This window comes from Thalassobacillus sp. C254 (assembly GCF_001310615.1).
In genome coordinates this window covers 182768-204114 of the sequence record NZ_BAXQ01000002.1, presented here as the reverse complement: position 1 = coordinate 204114, position 21347 = coordinate 182768, and the positions used below count along the sequence as shown (strand labels likewise).

The 21347-nt window shown below is 43.5% G+C and carries 17 protein-coding genes and 5 pseudogenes; 1 reads left to right on the top strand and 21 read right to left on the bottom strand.

What is annotated here, in order from left to right; all coding sequences use genetic code 11:
* Positions 1-7: 7 nt before the first annotated feature.
* From sdaAB to JCM19033_RS03530, 6 genes and pseudogenes are all read right to left on the bottom strand, one after another.
* The gene (gene sdaAB, locus JCM19033_RS03545; protein WP_054635417.1) at positions 8-670 is read right to left on the bottom strand and encodes an L-serine ammonia-lyase, iron-sulfur-dependent subunit beta; all 663 of its coding nucleotides are present in this window, start codon (positions 668-670) and stop codon (positions 8-10) included.
* Between the two features lie 126 nt (positions 671-796).
* Positions 797-1312, bottom strand: coding sequence for a DegV family protein (locus tag JCM19033_RS27065; RefSeq protein ID WP_306301208.1), 516 nt, complete (start codon positions 1310-1312; stop codon positions 797-799).
* A gap of 2 nt (positions 1313-1314) precedes the next feature.
* The gene (locus JCM19033_RS27060; RefSeq protein WP_306301218.1) at positions 1315-1500 is read right to left on the bottom strand and encodes a DegV family protein; all 186 of its coding nucleotides are present in this window, start codon (positions 1498-1500) and stop codon (positions 1315-1317) included.
* Positions 1425-1658: a DegV family protein gene (locus JCM19033_RS27055; RefSeq protein WP_306301207.1), complete on the bottom strand. Its 234-nt coding sequence runs from the start codon at positions 1656-1658 to the stop codon at positions 1425-1427. The genes JCM19033_RS27060 and JCM19033_RS27055 overlap by 76 nt, the downstream gene beginning before the upstream one ends.
* A 34-nt stretch (positions 1659-1692) precedes the next feature.
* Positions 1693-3391, bottom strand: a pseudogene (locus JCM19033_RS03535) (DAK2 domain-containing protein).
* A gap of 25 nt (positions 3392-3416) precedes the next feature.
* Entirely contained in the window at positions 3417-3779 is a 363-nt protein-coding gene (locus JCM19033_RS03530; RefSeq protein ID WP_054635284.1) for an Asp23/Gls24 family envelope stress response protein, read from the bottom strand.
* Between the two features lie 224 nt (positions 3780-4003).
* On the opposite strand from JCM19033_RS03530, the gene rpmB reads away from it, so the two are divergent.
* A complete protein-coding gene (gene rpmB, locus JCM19033_RS03525) occupies positions 4004-4192 on the top strand; it encodes a 50S ribosomal protein L28 (RefSeq protein WP_054635283.1) in 189 nt (62 codons plus the stop codon).
* A gap of 167 nt (positions 4193-4359) precedes the next feature.
* Here rpmB and spoVM read toward each other — a convergent pair whose 3' ends face one another.
* From spoVM to JCM19033_RS03445, 15 genes and pseudogenes are all read right to left on the bottom strand, one after another.
* A complete protein-coding gene (gene spoVM / locus JCM19033_RS03520; RefSeq protein WP_054635282.1) occupies positions 4360-4440 on the bottom strand; it encodes a stage V sporulation protein SpoVM in 81 nt (26 codons plus the stop codon).
* 354 nt (positions 4441-4794) lie between these two features.
* On the bottom strand, positions 4795-5439 hold the full coding sequence (gene rpe / locus JCM19033_RS03510) for a ribulose-phosphate 3-epimerase (RefSeq protein WP_054635280.1): 645 nt from the start codon (positions 5437-5439) through the stop codon (positions 4795-4797).
* Positions 5440-5442: 3 nt separating this feature from the next.
* A pseudogene (rsgA, locus tag JCM19033_RS03505) lies at positions 5443-6322 on the bottom strand (ribosome small subunit-dependent GTPase A).
* A 13-nt stretch (positions 6323-6335) separates the two neighbouring features.
* Positions 6336-8399: a Stk1 family PASTA domain-containing Ser/Thr kinase gene (pknB, locus tag JCM19033_RS03500; RefSeq protein WP_054635279.1), complete on the bottom strand. Its 2064-nt coding sequence runs from the start codon at positions 8397-8399 to the stop codon at positions 6336-6338.
* A 2-nt stretch (positions 8400-8401) separates the two neighbouring features.
* Complete coding sequence (locus JCM19033_RS03495; protein ID WP_054635278.1) at positions 8402-9154, bottom strand: Stp1/IreP family PP2C-type Ser/Thr phosphatase; 753 nt, start codon at positions 9152-9154, stop codon at positions 8402-8404.
* Positions 9155-9160: 6 nt separating this feature from the next.
* On the bottom strand, positions 9161-10246 hold the full coding sequence (gene rlmN / locus JCM19033_RS03490) for a 23S rRNA (adenine(2503)-C(2))-methyltransferase RlmN (protein ID WP_054635416.1): 1086 nt from the start codon (positions 10244-10246) through the stop codon (positions 9161-9163).
* Between the two features lie 16 nt (positions 10247-10262).
* Positions 10263-11618: pseudogene (gene rsmB / locus JCM19033_RS03485) on the bottom strand (16S rRNA (cytosine(967)-C(5))-methyltransferase RsmB).
* Positions 11605-12555, bottom strand: coding sequence for a methionyl-tRNA formyltransferase (gene fmt / locus JCM19033_RS03480; protein ID WP_054635277.1), 951 nt, complete (start codon positions 12553-12555; stop codon positions 11605-11607). The pseudogene rsmB and the gene fmt overlap by 14 nt, the downstream one beginning before the upstream one ends.
* A gap of 166 nt (positions 12556-12721) precedes the next feature.
* Positions 12722-15132 (bottom strand): annotated as a pseudogene (priA, locus tag JCM19033_RS03475) (primosomal protein N').
* A pseudogene (gene coaBC, locus JCM19033_RS03470) lies at positions 15129-16345 on the bottom strand (bifunctional phosphopantothenoylcysteine decarboxylase/phosphopantothenate--cysteine ligase CoaBC). The pseudogenes priA and coaBC overlap by 4 nt, the downstream one beginning before the upstream one ends.
* 85 nt (positions 16346-16430) lie before the next feature.
* Positions 16431-16631 (bottom strand): DNA-directed RNA polymerase subunit omega, encoded by a 201-nt coding sequence (gene rpoZ / locus JCM19033_RS03465; RefSeq protein ID WP_054635276.1) that lies wholly within the window; start codon positions 16629-16631, stop codon positions 16431-16433.
* Between the two features lie 4 nt (positions 16632-16635).
* Complete coding sequence (gmk, locus tag JCM19033_RS03460; RefSeq protein WP_054635275.1) at positions 16636-17250, bottom strand: guanylate kinase; 615 nt, start codon at positions 17248-17250, stop codon at positions 16636-16638.
* Positions 17251-17282: 32 nt separating this feature from the next.
* Positions 17283-17540 carry an extracellular matrix/biofilm regulator RemA gene (gene remA, locus JCM19033_RS03455; RefSeq protein WP_054635274.1) on the bottom strand — a complete coding sequence of 86 codons (258 nt, stop codon included), beginning with the start codon at positions 17538-17540 and terminating at the stop codon, positions 17283-17285.
* Between the two features lie 88 nt (positions 17541-17628).
* On the bottom strand, positions 17629-18519 hold the full coding sequence (locus JCM19033_RS03450; RefSeq protein ID WP_269757946.1) for a YicC/YloC family endoribonuclease: 891 nt from the start codon (positions 18517-18519) through the stop codon (positions 17629-17631).
* A 127-nt stretch (positions 18520-18646) separates the two neighbouring features.
* A complete protein-coding gene (locus JCM19033_RS03445; protein WP_054635273.1) occupies positions 18647-21343 on the bottom strand; it encodes a cation-translocating P-type ATPase in 2697 nt (898 codons plus the stop codon).
* Between the last annotated feature and the right edge of the window lie 4 nt (positions 21344-21347).

Genomic DNA, 21347 nt, shown 5'->3' with positions numbered 1-21347 from the left:
ACCCCTTTTAGTCATGTATTTTGGATACTTGTGTGACATACGTGATCTTTTCTATTTTACTTAGTAAAGACGGTGTAATATCCTGATCTACCTCCAGCACCATAAGTGCTTGTTCGCCTTTTTCTTTACGGGAGACTTCCATATGCCCAATATTGATCTTTTCTTTTGCCAGCTTTTCAGAAACGTTTGCAATCACTCCAAAATGGTCCTTATGAATGACAAGAATGGCTGGCTGTGTACCAGAAAGGCGAAGCTCAAAGCCATTTAATTCTGTAATTTCCACTTTGCCGCCTCCTATGGAAATGCCCACGAGTTCAATTTCTTTCTCCTTCGCAGCTAAACGAATTCTTACAGTATTGGGATGATCTGTGATGGTTTCTTCCACAAAAAAACGAACAGTAACTCCTTGCTCTTTTGCCAGAGTCAATGATTGGGGAAGCCTTTCATCAAAGGTATCAAAGTCAAGCACGCCGCCTACGACAGCCACATCCGTGCCGTGGCCTTTATAGGTCCTGGCAAACGATCCATAAAAAAATATATCTGCTTGTTCAGGCGTGCTGCCAAACAGGGTTCTAGCCATTCTGCCAATTCTTGCAGCTCCGGCTGTGTGAGAACTCGACGGACCAATCATTACAGGTCCAATAATATCAAAGACGCTTCTATACTTCACTTTATGCCCCCCTTTTCTTTTCCCTGCATTCAGCAATTTACTAATTCCATTACACCCGTTGTTCTTCCTTCTGGTCTGAGCGGGATAAAAATATTCCTACCTGAGATTCAGGTAGGAATATACATATTACTCAGCCTTTGTTACAGCTATAGATACAGTGCCCGGCCCGACGTGAGAACCAATGACGGCTCCAATTTTTGTAATGACTTCACTTTTCACGTCGAATTTTTCCTGAATTTGCACAGCTATTTCTTTTGCTGTTTCTTCAGCTACAGCATGAGAAATTCCGATATGCACAGGCGTATTCTTATACCCTTCTTCTATGGCAGAAAGGATCTTCGCTACAGCTTTCTTTTTTCCTCTGGCTTTATCATATGGGTATACTTGCCCTTCTTCATTCACACTCAAGATCGGCTTCATTTTAAGCAATGAGCCGATTAAGGCAGAAGCTTTTCCAATACGTCCGTTTTTTTGAAGATATTGAAGAGTATCCACCATGAAGTATACGTTCGTATCTTCAAGAAGCTCGTCCAGCTTCTTTTTACACTCCTCGAAACTGTGACCTTCCCTGGCATACTGAGCCAGCATGACTACAATGATCCCGAGGGAATAAGAAGCTTTTTTCGAATCTACTACTTCCACTTCTATCTTCTCGCAACTTCACCTGCTGCAATTGTCGCTGCCTGATAAGTTCCGCTCATCTGGGAAGAAAGGTGGATAGAAAAGACCTGTGTTTCCTCTCCATTTCTTTCTCTCAGACGTTCAAATACGGTTTCAAACTCATAAGGTGTCGGCTGAGAAGTGGTCGGCACTGATTCATACTGCGGCAGCTTCTCATAAAACTGTTCAGGAGATAAATTTTCTCCGTCACGATAGGTTTCTTTTGGTCAAACGTAACTTTTAAAGGAATGACGGTAATACCAAGCTCTTTCGTAATGTGCTCGGGTATATCTGCAGTACTATCGGTTACAATTTGTATTTGTGACATAAAGGACCCCTTTCTGTACCTGTTTTGATGGGGCTTATTCTACTGCAATGATATAAGAATAAAGCGGCTGCTCCCCATTATGGACTTCTACTTCCACTTCATCATAATTTGCTTCGATGAACGTCGTGAGTTGTTCCGTAATTTCCTCATTGGCACCTTCACCTTGAATCAATGTCACAATCTCTGCGTCCTCATCAATAATTTCCTTTAACAGTGACTTCGTTACCTCGCAATAGAAGAGCCAGATGAAACGATTTTCTTTTCAGCGATTCCCATAAAATCTCCTTCGCTGATTTCTTTCCCGTCAATTGTCGTATCCCTTACTGCATACGTAACCTGCCCTGTAGTTACTTCACCAAGCGCCTCAATCATTGCTTCCTTATTTTCTTCTGGTGAAAGCTCGCTGTTAAATACAAACAAGGAACTTAATCCCTGAGGTACTGATTTTGTCGGTATGCAAATGACATTTTTTTCGCTGACTTCAGCAGCCTGCTCTGCAGCCATGACAATATTTCCGTTATTGGGAAGGACGAAAATGTTTTCCGCATTTGTTTGCTCAATGGCTTTTACGATATCTTCTGTACTGGGATTCATCGTCTGCCCCCAGGAATCACTACATCTGCTCCCAATCCTTTGAAAAGGTTTGCAATTCCTTCGCCCATTGAAACCGTGACAACCCCATATTCCGCAGTTTCTGTCTCTTGAGACGGCTCCGCTTTCTTTCCTTCTTCCGCAGCCACGTGAGGTTCTTCCTGTTCATGAAGAAGGGACGTATGCTGCTCTCTCATGTTTTCAATCTTAATGTTTACCAATGAACCATGTTTCTGAGCTAAAGAAAGCACTTCTCCAGGGTGTTCTGCATGAATATGTACTTTTACTAAATCCTCGTCGCTTACTACAAGCAGAGAATCACCGTGACGGCTTAACTCTTCCCGGAAATCTGTCTCATCAAATGGATGCAGCTCTAATTTCTCTTCTTCAAACCTCACCATAACTTCTGTACAATACCCAAACTCTATATCCTCCGTGTTCATATGAGATTGAGCACTCTGATGATGTTCCACTTTAACGAGCTCGTCCATAGCAGGTTGGTTCACTCTTTCGGCTGGAACTGATTTCCCTTCCAGATTGGCGAGCATTCCTTCATAAATATAGACTAATCCCTGTCCACCTGAATCAACCACCCCTACTTCCTTTAACACAGGAAGAAGTTCAGGGGTCCGCTGTAAAGAAGCATTGGCTTCCTTAATCACATCTACAAGCACATCATGGACAGATTGTTTTTTCTTTGCAGACTTCTTTGCAGATTTTGCTGCATCTTTTGCCACAGTAAGAATAGTTCCTTCTACAGGCTTCATTACAGCTTTATATGCTGTTTCAACACCGGTTTCAAACGCCTTTGCCAGCACAGGGCCATCTACTTCCTGCTGGCCCTCCAAACCTTTAGCAAAGCCACGGAAAAGCTGGGATAGTATGACCCCTGAGTTTCCTCTTGCTCCCATTAACAAGCCTTTGGAAAATGCCTTTGCAACTTCACTGGCAGCTTCCCCGGGAGATTGCTTTACCTCCTTTACGCCGGAAGTAATCGTTAAATTCATATTGGTGCCAGTGTCTCCATCTGGAACAGGAAAAACGTTAAGTGCGTCAACTTCTTTAACGTTTTGTCCTAATAAAGAAGCACCATGGATAAACATCTCTCCAAGCTTCTTTCCGTCTATTGATCTTGCTGTCACAACAGTTCCTCCTTACGTTCTCCTGCTATGGATTAGTTACCCGGACTCCTTGAACGTAAACATTTACAGAGTCAACAGTTAATCCAAGCATTTGTTCAAGCTGGTACTTCACTTTTGTTTGTACATTATAGGCTACCTCAGAAATTTTCGTTCCATAGCTGACAATAATATACATGTCTATATGGATATCCTCTTCATCCTCTCGAATAACTACCCCACGGGAAAAATTCTCCTTCTTGATGAGGTCTGAGAACCCATCTTTTAACTGTTTTTGAGATGCCATACCAACGATACCGTAACAATCAATAGCAGCACCTCCTGCAATTGTTGCCACTACCTCTTTGGAAACGTCTATAGAACCTAGCTGTGAATTCATTTCAATAGTCATATCCATCCTCCTAAAGCAGTCTCAGTTTTTCAGCTACGGCTATTTTACTATACTCCACCATTTTTTAAAAGAAAATTCCTGCTGCCAAGGGGTTTTCCAAATAAATGGCTGTCAAGTATATTTCCTTGAAAAAAGAAATCTTCCTTATTGCATAGAAGTCATGCATGTGCTAAGATAATCAAGTATGATTGTTAGACAGTGGTAAGTACAAGGAGGTGCACGTCATGGCTCGTAAATGCTACGTGACGGGCAAGGGACCAAAATCTGGTCACAACCGTTCTCATGCAAACAATGCCACAAAGCGTCGTTGGGGAGCTAACGTTCAAAAAGTACGCATTTTGGTTGATGGTAAACCTAAGCGTGTTTACGTTTCTGCTCGCGCTTTGAAATCCGGCAAAGTAACTCGCGTTTAATGAAAACAAGCTTGTTTTGCAAGCTTTCTCGTTTACAGGATAAACGCAATGGATGAAACATGAATGAAGGAGAGCGTTCTGCTCTCATGTAAAAAAGCACCTCATTTACGCAGGTGCTTTTTTACATGGATTAAAAAGAGTGAATGCTTCTTTTCTCTCTTACTCCTTTACCCCTTTTTTAATGAATTGAGTACGGCCTTCACTACTCCGCCCAAAAACTTTGGCAATTTAATTGTGTAAAACTTCATTATTAGTCACTCCTCCTCTGAACCTGAATGGCCGTCATCATAAAGATGAGAATAAGTCCTCAAGAGAGATTCTTTTATATGTATATTCAGCCCCTTGAAAAAGTACATCTTTTTTCCGACAGACGAGAAGGCATAAGCTCTTCAAACCCTTGGCCCCAATACTTTTTAATCCCTATTTCCCTTGCAAAGGATAAGCCTTTTACAGGCAGCGAAAGCTTTTGATTTGCAAATAATACCGTGAACTCAGCCTCTTTATTGGAGTGATTTACAGGAGACAAATAATAAGAGGGCGTACCAAAAGTCTCGCTCTTGATACACCCTCTTTCATCACTTTCCTGCTTCTTTTCTTTGTCTCTATCCTCGAATAGCTGCGATGGCAGCCTTACGATCTTCCTCCTTATAAATCGCAGAACCGGCTACTAATACGTTCGCTCCTGCTTCTCGACAAAGCCTGGCAGTCTCTTTATTTACCCCGCCGTCTACTTCAATCTCAACAGAATGATCTACCTGCTCTGTCATTTTTCTAACCTCTCTGATTTTCGGGAGGACACTGTGAATAAAAGACTGGCCTCCAAACCCTGGGTTCACTGTCATTAAGAGAACGAGATCTACGTCCTCAATCACATGTTTAATGGCTTCTACTGGTGTGGCAGGGTTCAGGACCACTCCTGCCTTCACTCCTTTTTCTTTTATCGCATGAATGGTCCTGTGAAGGTGCGTGCACGCTTCCGCATGGACAGATAAAATATCTGCTCCTGCTTTTACAAAGTCATCTACATATTTATCAGGGTCGGCAATCATAAGATGGACGTCTAAAGGAAGATCAGTGTGCGGGCGGACAGCTTCCACAATCATTGGACCTATCGTAATGTTTGGAACAAAATGACCATCCATTACATCAATATGAATGTAGTCTGCCCCCCCTTTATCCACCTCAATAATGTCTTCTTTTAAAGAAGCAAAATCTGCTGATAAAATGGATGGAGAAATTTTCGTCATTGGTTAGTACCTCCGTTGTTGTTCGCTTAATTCTTGATAAAACTGCAAGTAATGGTTATATCTTGATTCACTAATTTCCCCTTGCTCCAATGCTTCTTTTACAGCACAGCCAGGTTCCTTGCGATGAGTACATCCACGAAATTTACAATCTGGAAGGCGTTCTCTCATTTCGGGAAAATAAAGGCTCAGCTCGCTTTCATCCATTTCCTGAAAATCGAGGGAGCTAAAGCCGGTGTATCTGCGACCAGCCCCTCATAAAGGGAGATCAGTTCCACATGGCGGGTTGTATGCTTCCCCCTCCAAGATGGGTGGAAATGGCTCCTGTTTCAAGGTTAAGCTCTGGGACCAATGCATTAAGGAAGGAGGATTTACCTACCCCCGATTGGCCTGCTATCACAGTGATTCTATCTTTGAAATGCAAAGCCGCTTCCTCTAGACCCTTGTTTGACGTATTGGAAACAACGTAAAAGGGATAACCGAGTTTTTGATAAATTGCTTTATAACGGGCGACCTCTTTCATCACTTCCTCACTGGCCAAATCTTCTTTGGTCACAACAATTAAAGGATCAATATCACTTTCTTCCACATGTACTAAAAACCTGTCGAGCAGCAGAGGGGAAAAAGCAGGCTCCACCGCTGAAAAAACCAAAAGTGCCTGATCTACATTTGCTATAGGAGGCCTGATTAATTCATTTTTCCTCTTCTTAACCTCGGTAACCGTGCCCTCTTTGTCGTTATCAGCTTTGTAGACAACCTGGTCTCCTACAAGGGGCTTTATTTTTTTATTTCTAAAGACCCCACGGCCTTTACATTGGACTGTACCTTCCGGGCCGCTCACATAGTAAAACCCGCTGAGTGCTTTTATAATCCTGCCTTCCGCCATAACTCCTCCTTTATTAATCACCATAAGTAAATGAGTTTGATTGAATTTCTTCATCGTCTATATATAACGTATAGCTTCCCTCTTCTTCAGGTGTAACTATTAAAGGTATTTGATAGGTTCTGCTTTCTGAAATTGTTTCTTCTACAAAGACAGCGGGCTCACTTGTGGTGGCATCTTCATACGTAAGCCTTACATCAAAGGTCACCCCTTCTTCCATCTCTTCCTCTGACATTTCAATAGGGATGACTGCTTCTACTTCTTCGGTTACCTCATTTTCCTCACTATCTTCTGAATCTTCTTCGTCCACTGCCTCTTCTTCGCGTAATTCTTCCTGTTCCTCTTCATCAATTGCGTCTTCTTGTTCTTCTTCTTCAGGCCCAAGAGACATAATAAAAAGGATTTCATCACCGACTTGTATTCTTTCATAGGGACCTGGATCGTGGTCAATCACACGGCCCTCGTCATATAAGTCAGAATGCTCCTCTTCAAAACGGCCAGCAAGTCCTTCTGACTCTAAATAATTGTTGATTGTCTCCATTGTTTCCCCTCTTAGGTTAGGAATGGAGACTTCTGCCGGCACACTGTAGGTAAGTTGAACATTCGTTTCATCGGCTATTAATTCCTCTCCTGCAACAGGGTCCTGCTCTACAATAACGTTAAGCGGGGTATCTGTTGTTTCCACAGAAGAAAATTCCACATTTTCAAAATCTTCGAGAAGAGTTTCTGCTTCCTCCCGAGCAAGACCTGTAACATCAGGCATCTCAATCATTTCTCTTCCTTGACTGACAAAAACATTTACCTGGCTTTCCACCTTCACGGTAGATCCTGCCTGGGGTCGCTGTCTAATGACAAAGCCTTCTTCCACCTCTTCATCATACACTCTCTCCACATTTCCGGTAAGCCCAGCTTCCTCCAGTTCTTCTTCTGCTTCTTCAAGAGTAAGCCCCTCAAGGTTTGGGACATCGACATCCTGGACCATAAGCCAGCCAGGGATCACTGTGAACGCAGTCGCAAAGGAACCTGCAAGGATGACGAAAAATAAAACAATGGGAAGCACCCATTTTTTCTTTTTCTTCCCTTTCGCTGGTGCAGGTGGAGGGCTGGACGCTGAAGCGGAAGGGGCAGGCCCTTTTTCTGTCCCTGCTACTTTTGTTTCTCCCATATTTTCAGTTGTATCTTTTATCACCGGTACTGCCTTTGTTGCTTCTTCATCGTCAGCAGGAGGTGTATAACGGGATTCACTTTGGCGCTCAGGCCACAGGGCAGTTGAAAGATCTTCGTTCATGTCCTGGACTGACCCATAACGGTGAAAGGGATCCTTCGCTGTTGCCTGAATGATCACATTTTCAATACTCTGGGGCAGATCAGGACGCAGTTCTTTTGCAAATGGCAGCGGCTCCTGCAGCTGTTTAATGGCAATGGAAACAGCTGATTCACCATTAAAAGGAACCTCTCCGGTAACCATCTCAAACAGAACGATACCCAGTGAATAGATGTCAGACTTGGCTGTCACTGTTCCTCCTCTTGCTTGTTCAGGAGACAAATAGTGAACAGAGCCTAAGACAGAATTTGTATGTGTGATTGTTGCTGCCGAAGCAGCCCGTGCAATGCCAAAGTCAGTTACTTTTGCATCTCCATGCTTATCAATAAGTATGTTATGTGGCTTTATGTCACGGTGGATAATCTGATTGGCATGGGCATGTACTATCGCTGATAACACAGACGACATAATATTGATCACTTTGTTAACAGGCAGGGGGCCTTGCTGCTGGATATATTCTTTGAGTGTGGAGCCGTCTATATACTCCATCACAATATAATATAAGTCTTCTTCTTCGCCTACATCGTATATATCTACAATATTCGGATGAAAAAGACTCGTAGCTGCCTGTGCCTCACGGTGAAAGCGCCGGATGAACTCCTCGTCATTTACAAATTGAGGCTGAAGTACTTTAACTGCTACTTCCCGCTCAAGAATCATGTCCGTTGCTTTGTAAACATGAGCCATGCCGCCGCCGCCAATAAGGGCATGTATTTGATAGCGCTCGTTTATTCTTTTTCCAATTAACCCGGCCATGCTCAGCTCCCCCTTGGAGAGGAAGGATGAGTAATGGCTGCAATCGTAATATTGTCCTCTCCGCCGCGCTCATTTGCCATATGTACAAGTCTCTCTCCTTTATCAGAAAGAGACCCTTCTTTGGTCATCATGCGCAGCAAATCGGCGTCAGACACTTTGTTACTTAAGCCGTCAGAGCACAGGAAGACCAATTCTCCCTGTCTCCATGAAAAAGAAGAGACCTCCACGGTAATCCCTGCTTCTGTACCTAAAGCGCGGAGCAATACATTTTTTCTCGGGTGATTCTCTGCCTCTTCTTCACTAATCTGGCCGTTTTTTACCAACTCGTTAACAAGAGAGTGATCATCTGTCTTCAAATGGATGGAGTCATCCGTTATTAAATAGGCACGGCTGTCTCCCACATGGCCTACAGCGACATATTCCTCTGTACATATAGCCGCCACCACAGTAGTGCCCATGCCGTAACAGCTCATATCCTCTTTTGATTTCTTAAATATTTCTTCATTTACTCGAGTAATGGTACTGCTCAGCCATGTAACAGCCTCCCTTTCTGTAAAGGAAGAAGAGGCTGCAAGCCACTCGTCTTCGAGCACCTTACAAGCAATGGCACTTGCCACATCACCTGACTTATGGCCGCCCATTCCATCTGCAACCACTCCCAGAACAGAATCAGAATGACTGTTTACATATACTCCCCCGTTGTCTTCATTATGGTCGCGGACTCGTCCTACGTCAGTTTTAAACAACCAGTCCATTTCTCCTCACCTCGTTTCTTTCTCCCGCTCCTTTGCTCGAAGCTGACCGCAAGCTGCATCAATATCATGCCCTTGCTCTCTTCTTATTGTAACGTTTACTCCTCTTTCTTTGAGGGTTTTCTCAAAAGCAAAGATGTCCTCCCGGCTGGTTCTTACATAGTCCCTCTCAGGAACGTAATTGACCGGAATTAAATTAACATGGCACTTTACATCTTTTATTAACTCCGCTAACTCTTCCGCATGTTCCACCTGATCGTTTACGCCGCCAAACAACCCATATTCGAATGTAACGCGGCGGTTTGTCTTTTTAATGTAATATTGAATGGATTCCATCAGCTTTTCTAAAGGCCAAGCCCGGTTTACCGGCATTAAACGGCTTCTGATTTCAGTGTTTGGAGCATGAAGAGAAATAGCAAAATTAATTTGCATTTGCTCGTCTGCAAAATCATAGATTCGAGGTACCATTCCGCTTGTAGAAACGGTAATATGGCGAGCCCCGATATTCAGTCCTTTATCATGGTTAATTGTCTTCAAGAAAGAGATTAGTTCTTTGTAGTTATCAAATGGTTCACCAATTCCCATTACAACAACTGAACTTACTCTCTCCCCTTTTTCATCCATTGCTCTTTGAGCATCAAGAACTTGAGCAACAATCTCTCCAGCTTCCAGGTTGCGCTTAAGCCCTCCAAGGGTGGAGGCACAGAAGGTACACCCTAACCGGCAGCCGACCTGTGTCGTCACACAGACACTGTTTCCATAATCATGTCTCATGACCACTGTTTCGATAGAATAACCGTCATGAAGCTCAAAGAGAAGCTTAACCGTTCCGTCAGAAGATTCCTGTTTCATAATTTCTTTAAGCGTTGTTAAGGAAAAAGCGCCTTCCAGCTTTTCTCGTATTCCTTTGGAGAGGTTTGTCATTTCTGAAAAAGAGGTAACCCTTTTTTGATACAGCCATTCAAAGATCTGCGTTGCCCGGAAAGCAGGCTCCCCCTCTTCCTTCAGCCATGACTGCAATTGATGAAACTCCATAGAGAAGATCGAAGGTTTCGCTTTTGTCTCTACTCCGACCTCTTTCTTTAATTGTTCCACTCTTTCACTTCCTTCTTCATTTTTTTTTCGTAAGACTGCATATATAAAACCCATCGGTCTCGTAGTGGTGAGGCAGAATAGTAATCTGCCTCCAGTTGCTGCCGTGTTGTTTTTCATACGTTCCGGGAGGCGCTCCATTAGCGTTTCGTCAAACTTAAAAGCCGGATTGGCTTCCAAAAACTCTTTTATCACCTGTTCGTTTTCATTTGCTTCTACGGTACAGGTGCTGTATACCAGACGTCCTCCCGGCTTGAGTACTTTCCCAGCCTCTTGAAGAATCGCTTTTTGAATCTCCGGGAGACGCTGAATATCTTCCGGTGATTTCTCCCATTTTAGCTCAGGCTTTCTTCGAATCACTCCCAGTCCGCTGCAAGGAGCATCAACAAGAACTCTGTCAAAACTTTCTTCAGGAACTTTTCAGTTAACTTTCTGGCATCCAGCGCTTCACTTTGTACAGAAGTAATTCCAAGTCTTTGGACCTGCTGATTGATTAAATTTATTTTTTTCTCATGAAGGTCCAGAGCCGTAATACTGCCGCTGTCCCCCATTCTTTCTGCTGCATGAGTTGTCTTTCCTCCGGGAGCGGCACATGCATCCAGCACTTTCATTCCTTTTTCAGGAGCTAGTGCTCTAGCTACCAGCATGGAGCTTTCATCCTGTATTGTGCACCAGCCCTCCTGAAAAGCCTCTGTCATCATTACCTTTCCCGAAATAATTTCTACCGCATCTTCCGATAATTTTCCCTCTTGGACCTGACACCCTTCTTCTTCAAGCCTCTCCATGAGCTCCATTTTGTTCGTTTTAAGCACATTTACCCTGACAGTCACTGGGGCAGGCTCAAGATTCTTTCTTGCCATGGCCTCAGCTTCTTCTCTGCCATATGCCTTCTCCCACAAGGATAACAGCCATTCAGGATGACTTGTTTCTATACTTATTCTTTCCCTTGGATTACCGATAGAGGAAGGGTCTGGCAGTCCTTTTCGCTGAATGCTGCGAAGCACGCCGTTTACCATTCCGGCAATTCCCCTGTGCCTCTTTTTTTTGCTATATTAACTGCTTCATGAATAATAGCTCTCTCGGGGATTCTTTCTAAATAAACCATTTGGTATAGAGACAGCCTTAAAAGACTCAGCACCCATGGATCAAGTGAATTGGTTCCTTTTTTTATGAAAGGAGATAAATAAAAATCAAGAGTTGCTCTGCGTTTTAACGTTCCATATACTAATTCAGTTAACAAAGCAGTGTCTTTTCCCGGAACACTTTTCTCTTTTAATGCTTGGTTTAAGGCAAGATTACTATACGCCCCTTCTTTTTCAATACGCATCAGCAGATCAAGAGCTACCTCTCTTACGTTTTTGTCAGCCTTGGTCATCTCCGAATCGATCTCCTTCTTTTAAAGCGGTACCGGCTCCACGCAAATAATCGGAAGCCTTTAACCTTTTTTTACCGGATGGCTGCAGCTCTTTAATCTTTATCGCTGTGTCATCCCCTGTACCTACTATGATTCCATTCTCTTCTATTGATAATACTTCTCCAGGTTTTCCCTTTTTTGGAGAAGCTGTCTTTTCAGCCCACCATATTTTAACTGGTTTCTCATTATAAACCGTATAAGCAACCGGCCAAGGGTTCATCCCTCTAATTTGATTGTAAAGCTCCTCTCCCGTTTTGTTCCAATCCAGGAGTTCCTGGCCCCGCTGTATATTCGAAGCAAAGGTCACTTTATTTTCATTTTGAGGTTCAGCCTGTATTGTGCCCTCTTTAATTTTTATTAACGTATCAGACAACAGGTCAGCTCCAGCTTCACTAAGCTTATCATGGAGAGTGCCTACCGTATCTTTCTCGTCTATGGGCACCCGTACCTGAGAAAGGACGTCTCCGGCGTCAAGCTTTTCAACCATATACATAATGGAAATGCCTGATTCTTTTTCCCCATCTATAATGGCTTGATGAATCGGGGCTCCCCCCCGGTATTTTGGCAATAGTGAAGCATGTACATTAATGCATCCATACGAAGGAGCATCCAGAAGCTCATTAGGAAGGAGCTGTCCGTAGGCAGCAGTTACCACGATCTCTGGGTTTGTTTCCAGGATCGGCGAAAGCTGGTCTTTTTCCCTTATTTTCTCTGGTTGAAAAACAGGGAGATCGTGTTTTTCTGCTTCTACTTTTACAGGGGGAGGTGTAAGCGTTTTTTTTCTCCCCTTCGGTCTGTCTGGCTGAGTCACTACACCGACAACTTCGTGCCCCTCCTCCAAAATTCTCTGCAGAACAGGAACGGAGAAGTCCGGTGTGCCCATGAACAAAATTTTCATTGTTTGTCTTTCCTCCTGAAACTAGTCGTGTAATTACATGAGAAAACTTGGCTAAAAGCCAAGTCTCTGCAGGCGATTGATGGTTTGACGAAACTGGGATTTCCCCATGACCTTGCTGCTTCTTCAAAGGTGTAGGCGCTGGCGAAGGGTTATCCCTTTACCCTGGCTACATAAACATATGCGGGTTCATATCTATTGAGATAAACAGCTTATCCTTGGCCATTTCACTTTGAAAATGATCAGCTATTTCTCTTAATGTTTTGGTTAGTTCTGGCTCATTTCTATATTTTATCATGCATTGGTAACGATATCTATCTTTCAGGCGTGCAATGGGTGAGACAGTCGGGCCGAGTACTTTTGTCTGGATCGACAACCGTTCCTTAAATGGGAGGCAATTTTTTCTGAAGTGGTGATGACCTGGGATAAATCTTCGTGAGAAACCGTTATAAGAGCTAAAAAGAAATACGGAGGGTATCCCCCTACTTTCCTCTGCGTCATTTCCTGCCGGCTGAAAGAAAGGAAATCATGTTCCTTGGCATGAACAATGCTGTAATGTTCGGGATTATATGTCTGGATGACCACTTCACCCTTTAATTTATCTCTGCCTGCTCTACCGCTTACTTGTGTTAAAAGCTGAAACGTCCGTTCTGGCGCACGGAAATCAGGCAGGTTTAGGAGTGTATCAGCTGCCAGTACACCTGCGAGAGTGATATTAGGGAAGTCCAGTCCTTTTGCGATCATTTGCGTGCCAAGAAGAATATCTGCCTGCCCGCTGCCAAACTTGGTGAGCAGCTTTCATGGGCGCCTTTTCTCGAGGTTGTATCCACGTCCATGCGGATCACTCTGGCGGTTGGCAGCAAGCGGGTTAATTCTTCCTCTACCTTTTGCGTGCCTGTTCCAAAAAAGCGTATATGCTCGCTGTCACAGGAAGGACACTTATTAACCATAGACTCTTCATGACCGCAGTAATGACATTTCAGCTGCTTATTTACATGATGGTACGTAAGGGATATTTCACAGTGAGGACATTCTGTAACAAATCCGCAGCTTCTGCACATCACAAAGGTCGAATACCCTCTTCGGTTTAAAAAAAGGACGACTTGTTCTCCTTTTTGCAAACGATCCTCTAACTTTTCCAGCAGAATGTTAGAAAAGACAGAGCGGTTTCCGTTCTTTAGTTCTTCCCGCATATCGACCAATTCTACTTCAGGCATTGGAAAGTTATTTACTCTATTATTTAACTCAAGAAGACGGTAGACCCTTTTTGAGCCCTGGCAAAAGATTCTAACGAGGGCGTAGCACTTCCCAGCAAAACGGGGCATTTGTGGTATCTCCCTCTCCAAATCGCCACATCTTTTGCATGATAGCGGGGATGATCTTCCTGCTTATAGCTTCCTTCATGCTCTTCATCTATTATGATTAACCCAAGTTTCTCAAAAGGGGCAAATACAGCTGAACGTGCTCCTACTGCCACTTTTACTTCCTTGCGTTGAATTTTTCTCCACTCATCATATTTTTCCCCGATGGATAACGCGCTATGAAGGACGGCTACCTGGCTGCCAAATCGACTTTTAAAGCGATTAACCATTTGGGGGGTAAGAGAAATTTCGGGCACAAGGACAATCGCTTCTTTCCCCTCTTCGATAACTTTTTGAATTGCCTGGAGGTACACTTCTGTTTTTCCGCTGCCTGTCACCCCGCGAAGAAGAAATGTTTCATGCGTTTGCGTCCCCACTGCCTCTCTGACAGGATGCAAAACCTCAGCCTGGTCATTCGTTAATGATAAAGGAACGGTTTTTTGAAACTCTTTATCTTTGAAAGGGTCTCTGTATTGTTCAATCGTTTTTTCCACAACACACCCCTTTTCAACAAGAGCTTGCAGGACAGCACGTGTAAATCCTCCTTCAGTTTCCACTTGTTTGAGAGGGACAGGGGTTTCAGGATAATGTTCTAAAAGCCAGCGGAGGGCTTCCAGTTGTTTTTTAGCACGATTCCCCGCCATATCCTCAACCTCTTCACGGCTTTTTTCGGGAGTTACTTGAATCGTTTTATAAGACTGCTTCCTTGCTTGATCTTTCACTTCATATTCAAGAAGTATTCTCCCATCCCGGACTTCCTTTCTAATTAGGGAAAGAAGGTCTTTATCCATAGGAACTTTGTTCCATTCAATTGAACTTCGTTTGCCAAAAAGAGTTTGAATGAAGACAGGGAAGTGAACAATATCTTCTTGAAGATACAGGACTTTTTTCGCTTTTGCCCTCATTGCTGCCGGAATCATCGACTGATAGGCTGTGATCTGGTAGCAGATCGTCTCCTCCGAAAGCCATGATCCAAGGTCCAGTAATTCAGGAGTCAAAACAGGAGTGACATCAAGCAGTTCATCAATGTTCCTTACTTTCTTGACAGTTGTGTTCTCTGTTAATCGAATAATAAACCTTGAAGTTTTCGTGGACCAAAAGGCACCACAACTCTCATACCCGGGGACACAGCACCTTGGAGACTCTCAGGCACTTTGTAGTCAAACAGCCTGTCTGTTTGGCCGGCTGGTACATCAACCACAATTTGAGCAAACATCACTGCCTTTCCCCTCCCATGCACCGCACAGCTGTCTTAAGGATTTCCGAGGCTACTTCTCGTTTTGAAAGAAGAGGCAGTCTTTTTATTTGGTCCTCATGCTTACTGATAAGAGAAACGATATTTGTATCATGTCCAAAGCCGGCATTGTCTGAGGTAATATTATTAGCGACCACCATATCAAGGTTTTTATTTTCCAGCTTCATTCTTCCATAATCCTCGACATGCTCTGATTCCGCTGCAAAACCTACTAAGAACTGATCTGTCTTTTGTTTTCCAAGCTCCGCCAATATATCCTTGGTTCTTTTCATTTCAATTATTAAATTACCTGGCTGCTTTTTAACCTTTTGGTCTGACGTTTCTACCGGGGTGTAGTCAGCCACGGCTGCAGTTTTCACAACTACATCAGCCTTATCAAAGTGTTCCATCACTGCATCATACATCTCTTCAGCGGTAGTGACATCAATTCGTGCCGCTCCCCGGGGAGTTTTCAACTGAACCGGACCGGAAATAAGTGTAACTTCACCCCCCATTTCCACTGCTTCCTCTGCGAGGCATACCCCATTTTTCCAGTGGAGTGGTTTGTAAACACTCTGACAGGGTCAATGGATTCATGGGTTGGCCCCGCTGTAATTAACACATGTTTTCCCTGAAGGATTTTTTTGTTCCCCTTTTGAGAACCAGCCTCTTCCAGGAAAGAGACGATCCCCTCCGGCTCTGCCATTCTTCCTTTGCCTATCCAGCCGCACGCCAAATAGCCTTCTCCCGGCTCGATAAAAGTACATCCATCATTGTGCAGCCTTTCCATGTTTCGCTGGACAGCAGGATGCTCGTACATATTAACGTTCATTGCCGGAGCAATAAATACTTTCGCTTTCGTCGCAAGCGCTGAGGTGGTAACCATGTCATCGGCAATGCCATTTGCAATTTTGCCGATGACATTAGCAGTCGCCGGAGCAATCAGAAAAATATCCGCCCAGTCTGCTATATCTATATGGGCTACTTTTTCCGGTTCTTCCTCCGCAAAGGTATCATCATAGACTCTATGACGAGTTAAGGCTTGAAATGTAAGAGGCTTAATAAATTCCTTTGCCCCTTCTGTCATCATTACTCGTACGTCTGCACCAGCCTGAGACAGCTTGCTGGCAAGCGCTGCCGCTTTAAAAGCTGCGATTCCCCCTGTCACAGCCAAAACTATATTCTTTCCTTTGATCATGGTCTCCTCCTCTTTTCTCGTATACTTCCTGGCTGAAAAAATAACAACCTATGAGTGGATAGGTTGTTATTAGTCTAAGTTTTAATCATTCTTTTTTTAAGCCAAGTTCTCCATGCTTAATTTCTTCCAAAGCAATACCCACGTATTTTGAAGATTCATAATCTTCTACTAACGGGGTCATTTCGTCCATTTCAAGCAAATCTCTTGCCCTTCTGGCTGATAATGTTACAAGCGTATACTTAGAATCAATCTGCTTTAACAAGGAATCTATCGAAGGATACAACATAAAGCTATTCAACCTCCACAAGTTGTTTATATTTTTCAATCAAACGTTCTTGTTTACAATGCTCTGCTGTCACAATAGCCTGGATACGTTCAACTGCTTTTTCGACTTCATCATTTTCCACAACATAGTCATAATTTTTCATCATATCCAATTCTTCTCTTGCAACAGTCATTCTTTTGTTAATGAGCTCTGCGTTCTCTGTTCCCCGTCCTTCAATGCGTTTTCTTAATTCAGCAAGGCTTGGAGGCATAAGGAAAATAAAAACCCCTTCAGGGTAGCGTTCCTTCACTTTTCTGGCTCCTTGAACCTCGATTTCAAGGATGATGTCCTGGCCCTCATTCAGTGTTTTCTTAACATTTTCCAGTGGTGTGCCATAATAATTATCCACATATTTTGCCCATTCCAGGAACTCGTCTTTTTCGATCATTTCCTCAAACTCTTCTTTTTTCTTAAAGAAGTAATTCACCCCATCCACTTCTCCTGTCCGCGGTGCGCGGGTGGTGGCTGAAACAGAGTAAGAGATGTCTGTATCCTTTGTTCGAAGAGCTCCGCAAACTGTTCCTTTCCCTACACCAGCCGGGCCGGAAAGAACAATCAATAAGCCTTTCTCTTTTTTCATAAAACATACAACGCCTTTCAAAGAAATTTCACTTATTCATCTATGTCGTCTTTCGTATTTAACCGTTGAGCGACTGTTTCTGGCTGTACAGCAGACAAAATGACGTGATCGCTGTCCGCAATAATAACAGCACGAGTTCTCCGCCCGTATGTAGCATCTATTAACATATTGCGGTCTCTTGCTTCCTGGATAATACGCTTGATCGGCGCAGACTCCGGACTTACAATAGATATAATCCTGTTTGCGGAAACAATATTTCCAAAGCCGATATTTATTAGTTTGATATTCATCATTATCCCCGCTTTTTGTGCTGAGAGTCTCGAATACTCTCTATTTTTACCGCTTATGTACTAATATATACGAAAATTCGTTCGCTGGCTACTCAATATTCTGCACTTGCTCTTTTACCTTCTCCAGCTCACTTTTCAAATTGACGACCTGGCGGCTGATTTCGATGTCATTTCCTTTTGACCCTATCGTATTGATTTCCCGGTTCATTTCCTGGACAAGAAAATCAAGTTTTCTGCCTATGGAACCTTTTTCCTCTATAATGCTAAGAAACTGTTTAACGTGGGAGGTCAAACGGGTAATTTCTTCATCTATATTGGCTTTATCTGCAAACAGAGCAACTTCAGTCAAAATCCTGCCTTCTTCAAGCTGATAGTCTCCCCCGAGGAAGTCCTTCATTCGCTTTATCAGCTTTTCCCGGTAATTTTCAACCACCTGGCCTGTTCTTGCGTGAATGATATCCGTCATTCTTGAAATGGAATCAATTCTTTTATTTATATCCTTTTCAAGGGCCGCGCCTTCAGTTTGTCTCATTCTATATAACATAGCTGCACTTTCCTCGACACATTGTACAAGTGCCCCCTCCCATTCCTCTGGGATGTCTCCTTCTTCCTCCACAGTCGTAATATCCGGATGCAGAAGAAAGGACTCAAGGGACAAAGAAGTATCCTTAAACCATGTTTGTTTTTTCATATCTTCGGCACTTTTCATAAATCCCTGCAGCAGTTCCCAGTCTACCTTTACATGGCGTCCCAATGCACCTTGCCCATCAACTGATACAAACACATCAACTTTCCCGCGCTGAACAAAGCGTTTGACAATTTTATGAATGCGCTCTTCCATATACGAGAAATTCTTTGGAAGACGTACACTGACTTCATTATACCTATGGTTAACAGACTTCATTTCTACTTGAACTTTCCCGCTGTCCACGTTTACAGCAAAGCGACCAAAACCAGTCATACTCAATACCAATGTCATCACACCCGCTCTACTTTTCTAATTAATTCTAACATTACATGGGAGGAGAAGAAAAGAAAGAACGGCTATAAAGAGGTGAAAAATTGAATAAAGTAACCCATCAGTTAAGAAACTGACAGGTTACTCGTTATTTTTTCCGTTTACTTCTTCTTGCGTGACTTCTCTGGAAGACGTGGTTTCCCGCTAAAGCCACAGTTGGAATAGCAGCAAGCCCTAACACCAATGCCCACTCTCTAACGTTCAGGTCCGTTGTATGGAAGACCGGCTGAAGAACAGGGGCGTAAATGACAACAGCCATAAGAATGATAGATGAAAGAACCGCGAAAACAAGGTACACATTTTCAAAAGGATTGCGATGAAACACAGAATGTTCGCTCCGACAGTCAAACACATGGATCAGCTGGGCCATCACTAACGTGGCAAATGCGATAGTCTGCGCTTTTGTCAGGTCATCGGGAGCGAAATGCAGGCTTGTCATAAAAGCGGCCAGCGTCACAAGCCCAATCAATATTCCTCTGCTGACAATCTTCCACCCCAGTCCTCTGGCAAATATACCTTCTCCAGGATGCCTTGGGCTGCGCTTCATCACATCACCTTCTGCTTTATCAAGGCCAAGAGCCATGGCAGGAAGCCCATCTGTGACCAGATTTATCCAGAGAATCTGGATGGCTACAAGAGGAAGAGGAAGGCCAAGCATCATCGCAAAAAGCATAACTAAGATTTCCCCTACGTTAGAGGCAAGCATGTAACGGATAAACTTTCTGATGTTATCGTAGATGTTTCGCCCTTCTTTTATCGCTGCTTTAATGGTAGCAAAGTTATCATCAGCTAATATCAGGGAAGAGGCTTCTTTCGCTACATCAGTGCCTGTCTTTCCCATAGCCACACCTATATCAGATGCCTTCAAAGCAGGAGCATCATTTACCCCGTCACCTGTCATTGCCACGATATGCCCTTGATTTTGCAAAGCCTTAACAATTCTCAGCTTATGCTCAGGGGTTACCCGGGCGTATACATACACCCGGTTTACTTCTTTTTCAAGCTGTCCGTCATCCATTTTTGAGAGTGTTTTTCCTTCCATTACTTTTCCGTGGCTTGGCAGCAGGCGGAGGTCTTTTGCGATAGCTGTTGCTGTTGCGGCATGATCTCCAGTAATCATAATAGTTTTAATGCCTGCCTCCCGGCATTCTTCTATAGCTTTCTTTGCTTCGGGGCGGGGAGGATCAATCATTCCTTGAATGCCTACCAGAACTAAATTCTTTTCAGCCTCCTCGGCCTCATGAGGAAGGATTGGCCCTTTTAGTTCTTTATATCCTATGGCTATAGTCCTGAGCGCTGAATTTGCCATAGCTCCCAGTGCTTTTTCAATCTCCTGCTTCCTAAAGGAAGTGAGCGCCTCTACTTTCCCGTTATATTCGCAGCTGTTTGCTCTATCTAAAAGCACATCCGGTGCTCCTTTTGTTACTAGAAGCTTTCTTCCTTCCTTGCTTTCCACAATGACTGACATTCTCTTTCTCTCTGAATCAAAAGGAAACTCTTTTAAGATTTTAAAATGTTCCCGGACATTTCCCGGATGGATATCCCCTTGTATGGCAGCCTTTACCATGGCAGCTTCCGTAGGATCTCCGGTTACTTTCTGCTTGTTCCCTTGTCGTCCTCCTTTTATTTCGATTTCCGCATGGTTACAAAGCACTCCGTAACTTAATAGCTTTGTAAGAGGAATAGACTGTGAGACCTTTACCTTTTGGTTCTGTTTATAAATCCCGTTTTCCTGGACACTCCAGTGATTTCCCCAGCTCCATAACGCAGTAACTGTCATCTGATTTTGTGTCAATGTACCTGTCTTATCTGAACAAATGACAGAAGCACAGCCTAGAGTCTCTACCGCCGGGAGCTTTCTTACGATCGCCTTTCGCTTGATCATTCTTTGAACACCAAGAGCAAGAACGACTGTCACAATTGCTGGCAGCCCTTCTGGTATCGCAGCTACAGCAAGTGAGACACCAGACAAAAACATAATATAAGGAGGCTGTCCCTGCATCACACCTAGAATCACTACAAGAGCTGTAAGCAAAAGAGCCGCAGCAATTAATACTTTTCCTAATTGCTCTAGTTTCCTTTGAAGAGGGGTAGCAAGAGTGATCGTTTCCTGGAGCAAATGTGCGATTTTCCCCATTTCGGTTTTCATGCCGGTGGAGATAATGACTCCTATGCCGCTTCCACGAGTGACCATTGTTCCAGTGAAAGCCATGTTGGATTGATCGGCAAGCTCTATGTCTTCCCCTTTTAACATATCGGCTTGTTTTTCAGAAGGAACTGATTCCCCTGTTAAGGCTGACTCTTCAATATAAAGTCCATTTGCTTCAATTAATCTGATATCTGCACTGATCCGGTCCCCGCTTTGGATTTTAACAATATCACCGGGGACAGCTTGTACCGAAGGAATTGATTTCCACTCACCATTCCTTTTTACTGTCATTTGCGGGGCGGCCAGATCTTTTAAAGCATCCAATGACTTCTCTGCTTTTATTTCTTGAATAAAGCCCAGGACTCCATTAATCATGACTATGATCATGATCGTAATAGCGTCAACAAACTCACCAAGGAGCCCGGAAATAATGGTAGCAGCTAACAATACGAGAACCATAAAATCCTTGAACTGCTGAATAAATAAAATCCACCAAGGCCGCTTTTTCTTATCTGAAAGCTTGTTATATCCGACTTTTTCAAGTCTCTTCTTTACTTCCTTGTCCCCAAGTCCCCCATGTATAGAGGTGGACAATCCTTTTTCCACTTCTGAAGGACTAAGTTTATACCATTTCATTTTT